Raw genomic sequence first — 15,501 nt, 5'->3', positions numbered from 1 at the left:
GCGGATAGGACATTGCCTGGCGGGCGACTTCACGCCCCCGGAAATTCCTGCGGGCGAGGGCGGTGGCGGTGGGCCAGCACGTCGGGACCGCTGGTGACGACCAGCTCCCGCGGCACGACCGCGTCGGCACCCCGGAGGGTGGCCGGCACCAGCGGCAAGCAGCCGGCGAGGACGGACTCGAAGATCCGTTGGGTGAACCGGCCGCTTCGCGCGTACCGCTCGGGGGAAAACAGCACGGCGGTCACCGAAGCCTCGTAGAGCCGATGAAGTCGGCCGCTCCGGTCACGACCACCCTCTGCAGCCCGCGACGCTCCACGCCGTGGCGATCCTTCATGAAGTCTCCTGGTTGTAGGGCGAGTTGGCGCCACAGGCACACACGTGCAGGTCCACTGGTCAGCCGGAGCCTCCGGACGGCTGCATCCAGTCAACGACCCTCGGAGCACTGAGGGTCAGGAAGAACTCGACGGCCCGTACTCGCGGGCACCCGGAAAACTTGACCTTTCCATTACTCGAAGGCATGCGCCCGGGTAGTCGCGGCGCTACTTTGTGCACATGGCGGATAACCTCGCACTTCGCCGGTTCATGGACGACCTCGGCCTGACCCACGCCGAGTTGGCCGACCGCGTGAACCTGGAGATCGGCTGCCTGACGGGAAAACCGGGCACTGTATCAGAGCGAACTGTCTACAACTGGCTTACGGGAAAGACCAGTTGGCCACCGGTCAAACACCGGGAAGCACTCAGGGCAGTATTCGGGTGTACTGGTCCAGACCTCGGGTTCGTCCAACCCGGCAGAGGCAATCGCGCGCACCCGGAGGATGATGTGAAGCGACGATCTTTCATGACCGCCGCGACCGGAACCGCCCTCGCGGTCGGCTCCCCCGCTATCGCAGCGCCTCGCAGGATCGGCCACAGCGACGTGGAACGGCTGAACACCCGGTTCGCCGACGTGATCGCCAGCGACCATCGGCACGGAGGCAAGCTCAGCATCGAAACGCGCGCCGAAGCGCTTGCCGACGAGGCACTCGACCTCCAGCAACACGGGGCTGCCAGCCAACGCGTCCGCGCCGCGCTCTTCGGTTGTTCCGCGTCCTTCATGTCCTCCGCCATGTGGGCCGCCATCGACGGCCGGCGCTTCGACACCGCACTGCGCCATCACGAACGAGCCGCGAGCCTGGCCGCGATGTCCGGGGACGCCGCGATCCAGTTCCGCATCTGGTCTCACGCCGGCAGCCTCTTCCGGCACCTGCGCAAGCCGAACGACGCCCTCGCGGCCAACAACGTCGCCCGCAACCTGCCGATCGCCTGCCGCGACCCTCTGTTCGCCTCCCTCGGCCACGCTCGACACGCGGCGATCCACGGCCTGACCGGTGACGTGAATGCCGTCCGCCGGTCCGTCAGCCGCGCCCAGGATGCGCTCGACCGAGCGGGCACCGGCGACATCCGCCCGGTCTGGCTGGCGGCGCACTACGACCAGGCAGAACTCGACTCCCTCGCACTCGCCGCCTACCTGGCGCTCGGCCGGTACGAGGACGCCGAGTCCCACGCGCACCGCAGCCTTGGCCTGCTCCGTCCTCACATGCAGCGAAGCCGTGCCATCACCAACGCCCGACTGGCTCGTGCCCAGCTCGGCCAGGGCGATCTCGAACCCGCCGTCACCACCGCCATGGCCATCCCGGCAGGGCTGGCCGCGCACCCGCGGGTCGCCGGCATGCTCGACCGCTTCGGCTCGGCCCTGCTGGACGTGGCACCGAACAGTCCCCACGCGCAACTCTGGGACCAGTACACCCACGACAACCGAAGGACACCCGCGTGACGGAGCCGGACCTGCGCCACTTCACCGAGCTGTCCCCCCTCGCACGCCAGACGCTGATCGGCCTCTACGCGGACGTCCGGGCGCCATTGCTCCACCTCCCCAACTACGCCGTCGCCACGTTCGCCGAGCGCCTCGACCGCCACAGCGACGAGCCCGGCTTCGAAGCCGTCATCGGCTACGACGAGGACGAGCCGATCGGCTACGCCTACGGCAACACCATCCGCTCCGGCGACCGCTGGTGGACCCGGATGTCCAAGCCCCTGGCTCCCGAGCTCACCGCCCACCCGGTCTTCGCCCTCAAGGAGCTGGGCGTCCGCACACCGTGGCGCGGCACGGGCGCCGCCCGCCGCATCCACGAGGACCTCGCAGGCAACCGCCCCGAGGAGCGGATCACCCTGATGGTGAACTCCGCCGCCGGCGACGGCAAAGTGCTCGCGCTGTACGAGTCCTGGGGCTACTCGGCCATCAACGAGGTCCAGCCCAATCCGGACGCACCGCCGCTCGTGGCGATGATCCGGAGGTGCGCGGTCTGAGCCAAGCGCGACTGGGGAAGAGTCCCTGCTCCCGCTCGACCCGACTGGACACACTCCTGGTCCATCTTCGACCAGACCTGGAACCCGACTCGTCCACGGCCGCCGCCCCGTGGTGGCCCTTGCCCGCGTCGATCCCCACCCAGCTCCGGGCCCGCTGCTGTGTCATCCCACGCTCCCCACGCCGAAACCAGCACTCTCCTCGGCCCGAGGAACACCCCGCCGTCAGCTCCGTAAACAGCGACCAGGACGCAGATCTCAATCAGCGGTCAGGGTGCCCCGGAGAGCCGGACGGCCACTCCTCAGGAGCCACTGAAGGCAAGACCCCCCGTCAGCCACATCCGGCCCTCCCGGGCCGCCCAACACCATACGGAGCACCCCGTGGCCGCCGCCCTGACCGTCAGCTACCACACCACCGATGCCCTTCCCGTCATCGAAAAGCAGCTGATCGAGGTCTACTCGGAGGTGTACGCGCAGGAGGCCGACGTCGACCCGTTCTTCTCCGTCGAGCGGTTCGCGGAACGCCTTCGTCGGCATGCCGCCGGGTCGCGCTGGGGCTGCGTCCTCGGCGAGATCAACGGCGAGGCGATCGGCTACGCCTACGGGTTCGCGCGCACCGCGGCCTACCAGTGGGGCGGTCTCATCACCGCGGCGCCGGCTGAGCTGCTGGAGGAAACCGACACCCGCACCTTCGCCTTGTGCGAGGTGATGGTTCGTGCGGGCTGGCGCGGGACGGGCATCGCACGGACCCTGCACGAGGAACTGCTGTCCCACCGGATCGAGGACCGTTCCCACCTCCTGGTCCAGGAGGACCACCCGCGGGTGCGGGCGCTCTACGAGCGGTGGGGCTACTCCCGGATGGGCACCATGCAGCCCTACCCGGATGGACCGCGCTACGACTCCATGCTCCGCCCGATCCCGTGACGGGCCGTGGCGTACCCGCGGCTGCCGGAACGTCCGCCTGAAGGCGGAGTCACAGCCTCGTCGTGCTCGGGTGGCGCGCCCCGAGCAGACAGCCTGCACTCTCGGCTCCCGGAGCGTGAAGACCTCCATGAACGTCCCACCGCCAGCCAAGGCGTCGACATCGGGAAGAAGATCGTGGGCAGGAAGCAGAGCAGCGCACCGCCTACAGCCCCGGATCCGTAGCCGCTTCCCTGATTCCGAGGCCGACCAGATCTCCGGCCCCAACCTGGTGGCCTCCACCCAACCCCCGAAGTAGCGGGCACCGCCGGGTCGGCCGTCGTCGGTGAGGTGGAGAAGGCCGACCCGGTCAAGACGCCCGTGGCACAGACCGCCGGCGAGGCCAGGAGCCGGCAGGCCGCACGTGCGGGGTTCGAGCGGCGCGAGGCGTCGACGGCGGCCTTCACGGCGCGCTGGAACCTGAGGAAGCTCGCGACGGCCGAGCGGCCCTACCGCCTGTCGAGGGAGCAGGAGCTGCGCCCTTGCCCTTGTTGCTCAACGGCCGGTGCCCGACTGCACGAGGCGCGGGAGGCGTCTCAGCCACGCCGCCTTTTCGACGTCGCCTGACATCAGTCCAGCTCTGGAGCACCGCGCGGCGGTCTGCGCTGTTCTGGGGGAAGAGCGTGGTCGCCAACCCGAGCAGGGTGGCGCAGACGATGCCGAGGGCGACGCACCACCACGGGGCCCCTGTGAGGACCGGCACGGCTCCAGCGGCCTGTACCAGCTTCGAGGGCGCGGATGTTCGGCGCCGCCGGCGCTTTGATGTGTTCTGACTCATGGTCACAAGCCAACCTGAGCAGGGGAGTTGCGGGGAGGGGCAAGAGTTGTCAAAGCTTGGGCAACCTGAATTCCTGGGAGCGACCGTGGCACAGAATGATCCTGGCAGTAGCGTGTCCGAGGCAGACCTCGCCCTGGCAGCAGCGCTCAAGCGCTGGTCCGGGCAGCTCAGGAATGCCGGAATGCTGCAGAAGGACCAGGCCGAACGGCTCCGCTGGTCGGAGGAGAAGTACAGCAAGTACCTCAACGGCAAGCTGCGGATCACCGCTCCCCGGCAGATGGTGCCCGGCTTCCTCGCGATGGTCGCCGAGTGGCTGGGTGAGCAGGCGCAGGCCCGGGCGCGGGCGGAGTTGGAGGGGCTGGCGCAGGCCGCTCACGCCGCTCGACCCTTGGCCTGGGTGGCGGACGAGCTGGCGCAGCTGCGGAGCGAGATCGGCCGGGTCCGGGATGACCGTGCCGCCGCCGAGGTGCAGCGGCGGCTGGCTGCAGCACTCGACGCTCTGGCACGGACCGAGTCCACACTCGCGGGGCACGGGGAGCAGCTCGCGGAGGACCAGTGGGAGCTGGGGGCGCTGCGGTGGGAGGTGGCCGAGCTCAGGGAGCGGGCGGCGAGCAGCATCACGGCCCGACATCGCGCGGGCCGGGATGTCAACGCGCCGATCACCTTCTACAACGGTCCCGGCAGCGGCCCTGGGCGTCGGATCACGCCGGCCCGTGCCGTCGGCGGCATAGTCCTCGCGCTGGCGCTCGCGGCGGCTGTCGTGGTGGGCCAGCACTGGTACAGCGGCCGGACTGCGGCGGGGGATGCCGCGGTCCAGCGGCAGGCGGGGAAGGACCTCGACCGGCAGACCGTCCCGTTCCAGGTGGTGGTGGACGGACCGGACCTGCGTCGCTACGGCGTCTGGACCTTCGTGCTGGACCGGCCTCTGACCCGGGCGGAGCAGGCGGGGCTCGCGCTGTTCAAGCCGGAGGACCTCGCCGGGGTGCGGGCGTACCTGGAGCCGTTGGGCGCCCGGCTGCTGCCCGAGGGCGACGCACCCAAGACCTCGCCCAACACCGATGACCCTGCCATGAAGTCGATCCAGCAGCGGGAACACCAGGGCATGGTGGGCGGAGACAGCTACCGCCTGCACTTCACCAGCGACCGTTCCTCGTCCGTGACCATCGAGAGCATCGGGATCACCGACGTTTCCTGCAGCCCCAGCCGGGCCGTCAGTTCCGTTCGCGCCCCGTCGGCGGGTGAGGGCAGCGTGCCGAGCGTCTTCCTGTCCGTCGCCGTGCCACCCGGCACCCCGGCGGTGGAGCTCGATGACGAAGGCTTCGCGGTCGGTGTGGACTACTTCGCCCATCACAAGCTCGACCTCGGCCAGGCCATCACGCCCGGGGACATCGCCGTCCAGGTCGGCGGCATCACCGGGCAGGTCTGCTCCTGGGAGTTCCGGGTCGACTACCTCACCCCCGAGGGTAAGTTCACCACGAAGGTGGACAATCAGGGCAAACCGTTCACGGTCGAGGCTCTGCCCGCCCACGTGTCGCAGCGGCTTTTGTACGACCTGGGCGGAGCAACCAACCCTGCCCACTGGGCCAACTGCGACAAGGAACCCGCCCCGTGCCTGCCGGTCTAATCGCTCCGGATGACCTCGCCATGCGCGGTGACGTGTTGGCCGGGCAAGCAGCACACCCCACGTAGCGGGTGCGGTGGAGCTGGGGGGGACCTGGGGGAAACGGGCACTCCGGACAAGGCGACTTAACGGTGCCCCGAGTTCCCTCTCACCGCAGCCAGCAGGGCGGACAGCGCGGAACCGCGCGGTCAGGCTCTGCAGTTGTAGAGCGGCACGGCGTGTGACGGAGACGGGCGAGAAGATGGCGGCCCCCTCGACTACACAGGGATCTGGCACGGCTGGGAGCCCCCTACTGACCCGAGCCGCCCGGGCGGGCCGCGACACATCCTCCGACGGCGTATCCGGGTGTCCGGACGATCGTCCACTCGGTGTCCGCGCGGGCGAGGGCGGGCATAGTGCCCCGCTGCTGTCAGCGGAGGTACCAGAGGTCGCGAGAGCTCCGTCGATGCTCTGTCGGATGGCCGGGTTGAGGGCCGTGTCCTCGCGGGCCGGGCGCTGGGCGGGGACAACCACGGGGCCGTCCCGCCGACCTCTTGCGAGGCCGGCGGGACGGCCGAGGTCGGTCAGGCGAGCGGGGCCCAGGACTGGGAGTTCGCGCCGCTCGGCGGCTTGGCGACGGCGGTGGCTCCCACGGTGATGCTCGTGCTGTCGAGGACCCATCCGGTTTGCGGGTTGGTGAGCCGCAGGGTGCCGTTGGCCTTGGTGATCTGCCACTTCTGGTACCCGTTGGCCTGGTCGAAGGCCTTGAGGGTGACGGCGCCGTTGGTGGAGGAGGGTGCGGTGAGGGTGAGCGGCTGGGTGCAGCCGTCGGAGATCCGCGCGGTGCCGTCCGGGTTCGCGTCGACCTTCCAGCGCTGCCAGCTGCGGGTGGTGTCGAGGGTGCCGAGGCTGGCGTTCGCGCCGCTGGTGGCGCTGCACGAGCCGTAGCGTTCCAGGGCCAGGCCGCTGCCGTTGGTGAGGCTGTGGTACTTGCCGTCGCCGATGATGGTGGGGCCGTAGTCGATGGTGTGCCGGGCCAGCGGGGCGAGTGCCGCGCTGCCGGTGGCCAGCGGCGGGTTCGCGGCCGGGCGGACGGTGTTGAAGTAGGCCGAGAACGTGGCCGGCTGCTTCGCGGTGATCGCGGCGATGCTCCTGTCCCAGTCACCGTCGACGTTGCGCCAGAGGTCGAGCAGCGAGCCGTCCACGTTGCCCTGGACCTGGTCGCCGACCTGCCAGCCGTTGCCGTACGTGAACTCGGTGCTCGTCCCGTTGCTGAAGACGTAGCGGTTGTCGCCGAGCACGTAGGCGGCGACCGAGTCGGCGAAGCCCTCCGTCCACGCGCACGTCTCGGAGCTGACGGTCGGGATGTAGTGCGATGAGCAGTTGTCGGACTTCGGGAACATTCCGTTGTAGAGGCGGTTCATGAGGAAGTGGCCGGCCTCGTGGAGGACGGTGTGCTCGGAGTCGGGGACGGTGCCGGCGAGGATCAGCTGGTTGTAGTCGGGGTCGTAGGAGGCCTTGTCGTTGCCGTCGGCCCAGTAGATGTTGAGCTCGGTGCAGTTGTTGTTGTCGAGCTCGTGGGCGGACCAGCAGATGCTCGCAGGGTTCGCGCGGTACCACCACAGGGGGTTGATGGTGTCGAAGGCGTGCCAGGCTCGGGCGGTGGCGGCCGGCGGCTTGGTCGTGCCGACGTTCCTGCTGGCGGTGACGTGGAGATAGGTCGGCGACTGCAGGGTGTAGTACTGGGCGTTGTAGTCGAGGACCCGCCACAGACGACTGCTCTGCGACCAGGCCTGCGCCCACACCACCCTCAGCGAGGTGGTCGTCGTGGGCGTGTAGCAGAGGTTGAAGCTCCCGTCGTCGACCCCCGTGAACCCCCAGACGCCGAGCGAGTGTCCGTCCTCGTTGCCCTCGGCGCCCCACAGCTCGACGTTGGCGTTTCGGAGCGGCTTGGTGCGGGTGGGCTTGGCCGTTCCGTCCTCGGCGGACTGGTAGTCGTACTGGAACGCACCGCTGATGCAGATCGGGGTCGCCGCCCGCGCGCCGGTGGCCGTGAGCGGGATGAGGGACACGGCGATGAGGAGAGCCGCGGCCAGGGCGACGACGTGGCGCGGCAGTCGCAGTCGCAGTCGCAGTCGCAGTCGGGTGGTCATGTCGATCCTCCAGGTGGTGCCCTTGGAAGCGCTACGGTCCCGGGGCCGGTCACAGCGGCTGTGCAGGCGGAGCGGGACGACACCGAACGCCCCGCTCCGTCACGGTCGTTCGCTGCCGATCGACCCCGGTCGGCCTCATGATCGGCGGCATCCCCGCCCGTCCGGCAGAGCGCGTAGCGGAGCGTGCGGAGGTGCACATCGGCGCGCGCGGTCTCAACCCCGCCGAAGGCCTCACCTCGGCCTCTGAGCTCTCGGCGCGCTCGGCGCGCTCGGCGCGCTCGGCGGCGTACTCCAACAGTCACGGGCGAGGTCCGGCAATGCCGGAGATCGACGATAAAACGGATAATCGATTATCGATCTGATCGTCTATCATGTGACCATGACCCAGACGATCCACACCTCGCCCCCCGCGGGCAAGCCGATGCTCTCCGAGCAGGTCCACACACACCTGCGGGATGCGATCATGCGCGGGGACCACGCCCCCGGTGACGCCCTCAAACCCCAGGACCTCGCCAAGGAGCAGGGCGTGAGCCTCGCCGTCGTCCGGGAGGCGCTCGTGCGGCTGGTCGGCGAGGGCCTCGCCGACCGGCTGCCCAACCGCGGCTTCGCCGTCCCGACCTTCTCCGACCGTCGCTGGCAGGAGATCGCGGAGGCCCGCCGGACCATCGAACCGGCCATGCTGCGCATGTCCGTCGAACGCGGCGACATCGACTGGGAAGCCCGCGTACGAGCCGCCCACCACCGTCTGGCCCGCACCCCGGCGTACGCACCGGAGGAGGGCAGGCACTACAGCAGCGCATGGGCCGAAGCCCACCGCCTCTTCCACCGCACCCTGCTGGAGGCGTGCGGCAACCCCGTCCTGCTGGAGACCTTCGACCGGATGTGGACCGCGAGCGAGCTGGCCCGCCGCTGGTCGGCGCACCGCAACCCCGACCGGGACGGCCTCCTGGAACACCGCCGGCTGGAGGAGGCGGCCCTCACCCGTGACGCCGACACCGCAGCCGAGGTCCTGACCCGGCACCTCACCCAGACCGCGGCCGGACTGACCGACTGCCCCCACCACGAACCCGCGAACGAATCATGACCCGAATCATGACCCGCCCCTCCCGCCCGGCCGCACGACCCCAACCGACCACCGACATCGGAGCCACCACATGACGTCCTTCCAAGCGAGCACGGGCCGCCACTGCCACAACGCCGTCAACCCCCTGCACGCATCGGTGTACTTCGCACCGGAGCCGCAGGACGAACTCGCGGCACTCGGGCTGGAGCGCGGACCCATGGCCTACCTCGCGAGCCGCGCGGCACCGCTCGGGGCCGTCGACGCGGGCACCGTCACCGCGACGTTCTACAACTTCAACCACGAGCACGTACAGCGGTACATCCCCGCCGCGTGGACCGTCACCACACCGGAGGAGGTGCTCACGGCACGGCTGCGCGGCGCGGACCGGACACTGCGGCGGCTACTCGGGAACGACGCCCTCACGTCCACGGAGATACGGGAGGCGGCCGAACTGGCGCTGCGCGCCACCGAAGCCTGCCGCAGAGAGGCACGGCCGCTCTACGCCGCCAACGCCGGCCTCCCCGTACCCGAAGAACCGCACCTGGCCCTGTGGCACGCCGCGACACTGCTGCGGGAACACCGGGGTGACGGCCACCTCGCCGCCCTCACGATCGCCGGCCTGTCCGGCATCGAGGCTCTGGTGCTGCACAACGCCACCGGCACGGCACCGACATCGGCCCTGTTCATGCAGACCCGCGGGTGGTCCGCACAGCAGTGGGACACCGCCCGCGAGCAACTGCGCGAGCGCGGCCTGCTGGACGAGGCGGGCGACCTCACGCAGGCGGGCACGGCCCTGCGCGACGAGACCGAGGTACTCACCGACCGCCTCGACGCCGCCCCGTACGACCACCTCGGCCCCACCGCGACCGCCCGCCTCACCGAACTGGCAGGCGGATTCTCCGCCACCCTCAGAGCAGCGGGCGCCTTCCCCGCCGTGCACTTCGGTAAGCGCTGAGGACGGTCAGCAGTCCGGCGCCCTCGAAACAGCTACGCCCAGGCGGCAGCCCGGGTCATCGGCCGTCACCTACGCCCTGCACGCGACGCGGGTCCCCGGGTGTGCCGGATGGCGGCGTCCGGCACACCGGGGACGCCGGCCGCGTGTTCACGCCTCCGGGCCGCGGCTCCGGCGCTGGTGCGCGCTCGGATGGAAGCTTCCCCCCGGGCCCGGGCGCCGCGCCCACTGAACAGCGGGGCTCAGGCCGCCAAGGCGGCGGAGCGCAGCCGGGCGGCGGAGCGGGCGAGGCGGAACGCGGCGCCGAGCGTCGGGCAGAACCCGATCGCGCAGGCACCGAGGACGCCGGCTGGGGTCAGTCCCGCGGAGGAGGCAACGGCGACGGCCGCCAGGGGCGTGAGCACGATCGGGCTGAGCAGGAGCAGCGTGGCCTGCTTCTTCTCCCGTCCGGTCCACTGCGGGGACTTCGCGACCCGAACCGCCGCGACGACGGCGCTGACCAACGCGAGGCCGGGCCCGAGGACCGGGACCAGGAGCAACGGCATCGCCAGGACGGCGAGGACCAGGGTCGTCGTCGTGCGGCGGCTGGTCTCCGGCTCGGGTAGGGCACGACCGTCCTCGGCGAGCGCGGCGTCGGCGATCCGCCGGGGGCTGCCGAGCTGTTCGAGCACGTGCCGGATGGCGCCCTCGTCGGCGGCGTCGCTCTCGGCAAGCGCGACCTCGACGTGTTCGCGCAGGTCGGCGAGCAGTTCGCGGCGTCGTTCGGCGGGCAGAGGCGCGATGAACCGCTCGACGGCGTCGAGGTGGGCGCGGACCAGGGGGTGCTCGGTGGCGTTGTTCACGGGGTGTCTCCCGGGGCGAGTATGTGGTCGACGGTTTCACGGAAGGCGGGCCACAGCGTTGCGAACTCCTTCAGCGCGCTGCGCCCGGCATCGGTGAGGGTGTAGTAGCGGCGGGACGGCCCGCTGGCCGAGTCGCGCAGGAACGTGTCGGCAAGTCCGGCCCGCCGCAGCCGTGACAGCAGGGGATAGATCGTGCCTTGACTGGTCGCCAGTGTCGGGAACCGTCCGAGCTCTTGCAGCAACTCGACGCCGTAGCGCGGCTCGTCGCGCAGCAACGCGAGCACGCAGTACTCCAGCACGCCTTTGCGGAGCTGCGTCGCCACCGGTCCGTCCACGGCACCGTCGGCGCCCTCATTTGCGATGCCAGGTACCATGCATAACAAGCTAGCATGCAAAACAAGCAACGTGTGCGATAGCAGCGCCGGCAACGAACCGAGCGAGGACGGTCGAGGCGAGGGTCGCGGTAACGGGCGAGGTCCGGGTGACGGCGAGGGAAATGACCGGGGCGACGGCCAGACCCCCTACGAACGCCTCAAGCAGAAGACCGAGAGCCAGGTGTGACCGAACTCCGGCAGATGCACACCTAGCCCATGAGGGCCTCGGTGATCTGACGGGTGGTCTGCGCGGCGACCCGGGGGTTGACGGCGGCGTAGTGGGTGTAGGCGTTGAGGGCCGTGGCCAGCGCCCAGCCGCGGCCCCGGATCCAGGTGGCGTCGTCCACGCCGAGCGCGGCACGGAAAGCGGCCCGGCTCCCGGCCGACATCAAGGTGAAGGCGATCGTCAGGTCGCAGGCCGGGTCACCGATGCCGAGGCCGCCGAAGTCGATGACTGCGCTGAGGCGGCCGTCAACGGTCAGCAGGTTGCCGGTGTGGAGGTCACCGTGGAACCAGACCGGAGGACCATCCCATCCGGGGGCGCCGATCGCCGCGTCCCACAGCTCGGTCATGGCCGCAGCGTCGAACGCGCCGTCGACCTTCGCGATGGCGGCACGCGTCGCCCGGTCCCGTGCGACCAGCGGCCGGACGGTGAGACCCTCGCCGGCACCCCGGGCCGGGATCTCCTCGGGCTCGAACCGCTGAAGAGCGGCCAGGAACCCGGCCAGTTCGACGGCGGCCTCGGAGGAATCGGCCAGTGCCTCGACGGTCGCCACCTCGCCGTCCAGCCAACGGGACACCGCCCACGGCCACGGATAGCCGAAGTCGGGCTCCCCCACCCCCACCGGTACCGGGACGGCCAGTGGCAGGTGCGGGGCGAGCCGTGGCAGCCACTCAGCCTCCTTCCTGGCCTGCCCGCTGGCGCCGACATGACGGGGCAGCCGAACGGACAGCTCCTCGCCCAACCGGTAGATCACATGGTCCGAGCCGGCCGGGTCGAGCAGTTCCAGGGGCAGCTCGGCCCACTGCGGGAACTGCGCGTCGACCAGCCGTCTGGCCAGTGAGGCATCGACCGCGGGGCGGATGTCCGCGGTTCTCTCGGTTGCCAAGAGCAGCTCCTGGAGTCGACCCGCCCCGTGCGGCAGGCAGTTGGGGCCATCTCAGTGCCTCGCAGGTCGCCTGTCGACCGGATTTCCGCACCAGCGTCATCGGTTACGGGACTCCGCGCGCCAACTCCTCGAAGCCGGACGAGCCGAGCCCGGTGCGGCTGGGCCCGAAAGGCGGCCGCTACCTGGTGCACCGGGTGGAACCAGAGCGGCCCGGCCTCCGCACAGCGGACGGCACCGCCGCATTCGTCGGCGGCACCGCATAGGGTGGGGCACCGATCAGCCGGACGGCCTGGGGACGGAAATGCGCTTCGGCAGGGACAGGAAGAACACTGCGGAACCCCGCGTCGAGCCCGTGGACTGGGAACGGGTCAGGGAGTTCGTGATCAGCGATGTCGAGCGGCCGGCCACCCCCACGCGCAACCGGATCGGCTGGGGCCCGCGCGCCGTCCGGGTGGCCAGGGGCGGCAAGAACGACCGCGTCCTCGCCCCCTGCGCCTACGTCGCCACCTCTTCCGCACTGCGGACACCGGTTTCGGCCCCCGCGCCCGCCGTGCCTCTGCTCGCCCTGTTCGAAGACGTCGACGCCGACCGCCTGCTCTGCTACGTCAGCGAACCGCGAGACGTCGACGGCGAGCGGCACCATCCGGTTCACGACGGACAGGGCCGACTCATCGGAACCCTTCGCCGCCTTCCGCCCAAGCGTCCGTTCCGCCACACCTGGGCCATCGACCAGCCCGGCCGCCCCACGATCGTCGGCCGTAACCAGTGGGTCGCGGGCGGCTCGGCGAAGGACGCACTCGGGCGGGCAGCGGGCCGGTTCACGCTCGGTGTCCTCGACGCCCTGGCCGACTTCGGCGCGGAGGGTGGCGACCAGCCGTCCAAGCCCCGCACGCTGGAGTGGCGGGCCGACGACGCGGTGGTGATGACCTCGGAAGGCAGTGCGAAGGTCACTGTGAAGGCCGAATGGATCGACCGCCGTCTGGCCTTCGCCTTCGCGCTCGTGGGCGGTCGCTGAGCCGGACCCGCGTGCAGCGGCCCCTACGACGGAGACCTGCCGGCGCGCGCCGATCTGACGGCCAGTCGCAAAGTCGGCAGTGAGTCAGCACCTCACGTGTCCGCGGGGCTGTCGGGGCTGTCGCCGCCCGCGGTGGCGTAGGCGCGACGGATGTGGTCGAGGAAGTGGCCATGGGCCGGGTACGGCCGGTCCTGGGCGCCGTGACGGTGGAGGTCGATCCGCCCGTCCGGGTGCAGACGCAGCGTGGTGGTCGCCGCGCGAGGGCCTTCGGCGGGCTCCCGGTCGGCGCCCGTGAGGGAGGCGGAGCCGAGGATGGGCACCGTCGCGGGGAACATCGCGGCAGCGGTCGCGGCCGAGCCGGCGGGCGGGTGCCCGGTGCGGTTGGCGCTGCTGACGTAGAGGACCGGATGGTCGGCGAGGACGGGCAGCAGAGGTGTCCAGCGGGCGCCGAAGAGCAGGGTCCAGCCGTCCCGGGTGGCCGGTGACAGCCAGGACGGCCCACGGGCGCCGGACCGCAGCGGCACCAGCAGGGTGACCAGCTCGTCGGCGAGCAGCCGGCGGGCCACGGCGCTCAGGCGCGGGTCGAGGTCGAGGACGGGGGCCAGTGCCGTGGCGGTGTCGGGGTCGTGGGCCCAGAGGGCGACGGCCTGCCCGGCCGGCCTGCCCTTGGCGGTGTTGACGGCCTGCGGGTCGGTCGCGGCGACGACGGAGGTCAGCGGCGCCGGGTTCGGCAGCACCACCGCCGCTCCCCGCCGCAGGGCAGCCCGGGCGCCGTCGACGTCGACGGTGCCCAGGTCAGGAGCGGGCGCCCGGTTCGCCGTCATCAGCGGTCTCCCGTCACCGGAGTGCGCAGCCCGTCGAGGTAGGCGCCGAAGGCCACGTCGTCGACCACCGCCCGGCCGGTCCGGTACGCGCGCGCCTTCGCCCAGCGCATCGCGGCCTGCGCCTGCGCGTCGTCCAGGTCGTGGCCGAGCCGGGCGGCCACCGCCTTCACCACGCGGGCGCTGGCGAGGTGGGTGAGCACCACGCTCGGCGGGATCCCCAGCAGTTCCCGGGGGTCGAACGGCTGGAACAGCCGCGGATGCACGAACGGGGTACCGGTGGAGATCGTACCGACACCGGTACCGACGATCGGTGTGGTCACACTCAGCGGCACTCCCGTCTCCTCGGCGACCATCCGGGCGATGCCCGGCAGCCGGGTGAGGTCCGGGGCCGTCCACCAGGCACCGGAATCCGTGCCCAGCAGCTGTGCCGCGCGCTCGGGGTGGTGGGCGAGCAGGAACAGCAGTTGCTCGGTCGCCACCATGCCGCTGCGCTCGGCGATGCCCAGCCAGGAACTTGCGACCACCCGCGCCCCGGCCCGCAGCGCCTCCAGCGTGTTGGCCAGGCCCAGGCCCAGGTCGTTGTGCAGGTGGGAGGCGAGGACCGCCTCCTCGCCGGCCCCTGCGGCCACCGTGGTGAACATCTTTGCCGCATCGCAAGGGAGTTGGTGTCCGACGGTGTCGGCCAGGACCACGGTCCCGGCTCCCGCCCCGGTCAGCGCCTCCGCGTACGCGGCCATCAGCGCGTGGTCGGCGCGGGAGGCGTCCGCCAGGCAGACGTCCACCGCGACCCGGTCGTCGACGTCCTTGGCGTCCTTGACGAGTGCGACGCCCTGCTCCAGGGCCTCGCGCGCCGCCCGATGGGTCATCACCTGCGCCATCGCCTCGGACGCCGGCACGACGACCATGACCCGGGCATGCGCCGTACCCCCGACACTGGCGAGGGCCTGCCTCACGTCCGCCGCCGTCCCCCGGCACACGGCGGCGACGCTGACCGCGCCCTCAGCCTCCACCGCGACCCGCCGCACCGCCTCGAACTCCTCCCCGCACACCGCCGGGAAGCCCGCCGCGAACACCACGTGCCGCGGCCCGTCCGCACCGAAGATCCGCCCCTGCTCCCGCGCGAGGCGCACCCGGAACCCGGCTGTCATCAGCGTCTTGGCCTGCGCGCCGTCCCGCGCGGACTCCTCCCACAGGACCACCCGCCCCGCCCGGGCCGACTCCCGGACCAGATCCCCGCCCACCACCCACCCCGATCCCCGGCGCGGCCCGCTGGGCGGCCCGGCCCTCAGCCCTCCACCGGTGGAAAGCAGTCGGCTCCGTACTGTAGATGACTGACCGTCAGACACGGGGCCGATCGCCGGAAGGCGTTCGCCGTCCCTGCGCCTGGCCCCCGAGGCGAGCCCGACCGTCGCGGAGATGCCGACCGTCGCGGAGATGCCGGCCTCCGCCCCGGCCTGCGCCGCCCTCCGGCCTGGACGGATCCGCC

16 protein-coding genes are annotated in these 15,501 nt (G+C 71.3%); 9 read left to right on the top strand and 7 right to left on the bottom strand.

Features of this window, described 5'->3' with window-relative positions; genetic code table 11:
- Positions 1-29: 29 nt before the first annotated feature.
- Positions 30-236, bottom strand: coding sequence for a hypothetical protein (locus ABTY56_RS21790; protein ID WP_350630628.1), 207 nt, complete (start codon positions 234-236; stop codon positions 30-32).
- Positions 237-552: 316 nt separating this feature from the next.
- Here ABTY56_RS21790 and ABTY56_RS21785 point away from each other — a divergent pair, with 316 nt between their 5' ends.
- The 5 genes from ABTY56_RS21785 to ABTY56_RS21765 all read left to right on the top strand — a co-directional run bounded on the left by ABTY56_RS21785 (position 553) and on the right by ABTY56_RS21765 (position 5,707).
- On the top strand, positions 553-1,815 hold the full coding sequence (locus tag ABTY56_RS21785) for an NsdA family TPR-like regulatory protein (RefSeq protein ID WP_350630626.1): 1,263 nt from the start codon (positions 553-555) through the stop codon (positions 1,813-1,815).
- A complete protein-coding gene (locus tag ABTY56_RS21780; RefSeq protein WP_350630624.1) occupies positions 1,812-2,348 on the top strand; it encodes a GNAT family N-acetyltransferase in 537 nt (178 codons plus the stop codon). The genes ABTY56_RS21785 and ABTY56_RS21780 overlap by 4 nt, the downstream gene beginning before the upstream one ends.
- Positions 2,349-2,726: 378 nt before the next feature.
- Positions 2,727-3,269: a GNAT family N-acetyltransferase gene (locus ABTY56_RS21775; RefSeq protein WP_350630622.1), complete on the top strand. Its 543-nt coding sequence runs from the start codon at positions 2,727-2,729 to the stop codon at positions 3,267-3,269.
- Positions 3,270-3,596: 327 nt separating this feature from the next.
- Positions 3,597-3,872, top strand: coding sequence for a hypothetical protein (locus ABTY56_RS21770; RefSeq protein ID WP_350630620.1), 276 nt, complete (start codon positions 3,597-3,599; stop codon positions 3,870-3,872).
- Positions 3,873-4,195: 323 nt separating this feature from the next.
- Complete coding sequence (locus ABTY56_RS21765) at positions 4,196-5,707, top strand: hypothetical protein (protein ID WP_350630618.1); 1,512 nt, start codon at positions 4,196-4,198, stop codon at positions 5,705-5,707.
- 560 nt (positions 5,708-6,267) lie between these two features.
- On the opposite strand, the gene ABTY56_RS21760 is transcribed toward ABTY56_RS21765, so the two are convergent.
- The gene (locus ABTY56_RS21760; protein WP_350630616.1) at positions 6,268-7,836 is read right to left on the bottom strand and encodes a ricin-type beta-trefoil lectin domain protein; all 1,569 of its coding nucleotides are present in this window, start codon (positions 7,834-7,836) and stop codon (positions 6,268-6,270) included.
- 137 nt (positions 7,837-7,973) lie between these two features.
- Between ABTY56_RS21760 and ABTY56_RS21755 the strand changes: the two genes are divergently transcribed.
- The 3 genes from ABTY56_RS21755 (at position 7,974) to ABTY56_RS21745 (ending at position 9,854) form a co-directional block, all read left to right on the top strand.
- Complete coding sequence (locus ABTY56_RS21755; RefSeq protein ID WP_350630614.1) at positions 7,974-8,198, top strand: hypothetical protein; 225 nt, start codon at positions 7,974-7,976, stop codon at positions 8,196-8,198.
- A gap of 17 nt (positions 8,199-8,215) precedes the next feature.
- Complete coding sequence (locus ABTY56_RS21750) at positions 8,216-8,920, top strand: GntR family transcriptional regulator (protein ID WP_350630612.1); 705 nt, start codon at positions 8,216-8,218, stop codon at positions 8,918-8,920.
- Positions 8,921-8,990: 70 nt separating this feature from the next.
- Positions 8,991-9,854: an SCO6745 family protein gene (locus tag ABTY56_RS21745; protein WP_350630610.1), complete on the top strand. Its 864-nt coding sequence runs from the start codon at positions 8,991-8,993 to the stop codon at positions 9,852-9,854.
- A 239-nt stretch (positions 9,855-10,093) separates the two neighbouring features.
- Here the strand turns inward: ABTY56_RS21745 and ABTY56_RS21740 are convergent, their stop codons facing one another.
- The 3 genes from ABTY56_RS21740 to ABTY56_RS21730 all read right to left on the bottom strand — a co-directional run bounded on the left by ABTY56_RS21740 (position 10,094) and on the right by ABTY56_RS21730 (position 12,176).
- A complete protein-coding gene (locus ABTY56_RS21740) occupies positions 10,094-10,693 on the bottom strand; it encodes an HAAS signaling domain-containing protein (protein ID WP_350630608.1) in 600 nt (199 codons plus the stop codon).
- On the bottom strand, positions 10,690-11,067 hold the full coding sequence (locus ABTY56_RS21735; protein ID WP_350630606.1) for a PadR family transcriptional regulator: 378 nt from the start codon (positions 11,065-11,067) through the stop codon (positions 10,690-10,692). The genes ABTY56_RS21740 and ABTY56_RS21735 overlap by 4 nt, the downstream gene beginning before the upstream one ends.
- 209 nt (positions 11,068-11,276) lie before the next feature.
- Positions 11,277-12,176, bottom strand: coding sequence for an aminoglycoside phosphotransferase family protein (locus ABTY56_RS21730; protein WP_350630604.1), 900 nt, complete (start codon positions 12,174-12,176; stop codon positions 11,277-11,279).
- Between the two features lie 379 nt (positions 12,177-12,555).
- On the opposite strand from ABTY56_RS21730, the gene ABTY56_RS21725 reads away from it, so the two are divergent.
- Entirely contained in the window at positions 12,556-13,191 is a 636-nt protein-coding gene (locus ABTY56_RS21725) for a hypothetical protein (RefSeq protein ID WP_350630603.1), read from the top strand.
- Between the two features lie 92 nt (positions 13,192-13,283).
- Here ABTY56_RS21725 and ABTY56_RS21720 read toward each other — a convergent pair whose 3' ends face one another.
- Together ABTY56_RS21720 and ABTY56_RS21715 are read right to left on the bottom strand one after the other, a co-directional pair.
- A complete protein-coding gene (locus ABTY56_RS21720) occupies positions 13,284-14,015 on the bottom strand; it encodes a hypothetical protein (RefSeq protein WP_350630601.1) in 732 nt (243 codons plus the stop codon).
- Entirely contained in the window at positions 14,015-15,259 is a 1,245-nt protein-coding gene (locus tag ABTY56_RS21715) for a hydroxymethylglutaryl-CoA lyase-like TIM-barrel protein (protein WP_350630599.1), read from the bottom strand. The genes ABTY56_RS21720 and ABTY56_RS21715 overlap by 1 nt, the downstream gene beginning before the upstream one ends.
- Positions 15,260-15,501 lie beyond the last annotated feature (242 nt).

Origin of the sequence: Kitasatospora sp. NPDC097691, assembly GCF_040302665.1 — a bacterium.
Classification (GTDB): domain Bacteria; phylum Actinomycetota; class Actinomycetes; order Streptomycetales; family Streptomycetaceae; genus Kitasatospora.
The sequence above is the reverse complement of the archived record's forward strand: the minus strand, read 5'-3'. Positions and strand labels throughout refer to the sequence as shown.

Coding starts and splice junctions, on each gene's coding strand:
- ABTY56_RS21785 (WP_350630626.1), top strand. CDS start 553: ATGGCGGATAACCTCGCACTTCGCCGGTTCATGGACGACCTCGGCCTG.
- ABTY56_RS21760 (WP_350630616.1), bottom strand. CDS start 7,836: ATGACCACCCGACTGCGACTGCGACTGCGACTGCGACTGCCGCGCCAC.
- ABTY56_RS21755 (WP_350630614.1), top strand. CDS start 7,974: ATGATCGGCGGCATCCCCGCCCGTCCGGCAGAGCGCGTAGCGGAGCGT.
- ABTY56_RS21750 (WP_350630612.1), top strand. CDS start 8,216: ATGACCCAGACGATCCACACCTCGCCCCCCGCGGGCAAGCCGATGCTC.
- ABTY56_RS21745 (WP_350630610.1), top strand. CDS start 8,991: ATGACGTCCTTCCAAGCGAGCACGGGCCGCCACTGCCACAACGCCGTC.
- ABTY56_RS21735 (WP_350630606.1), bottom strand. CDS start 11,067: ATGGTACCTGGCATCGCAAATGAGGGCGCCGACGGTGCCGTGGACGGA.
- ABTY56_RS21720 (WP_350630601.1), bottom strand. CDS start 14,015: ATGACGGCGAACCGGGCGCCCGCTCCTGACCTGGGCACCGTCGACGTC.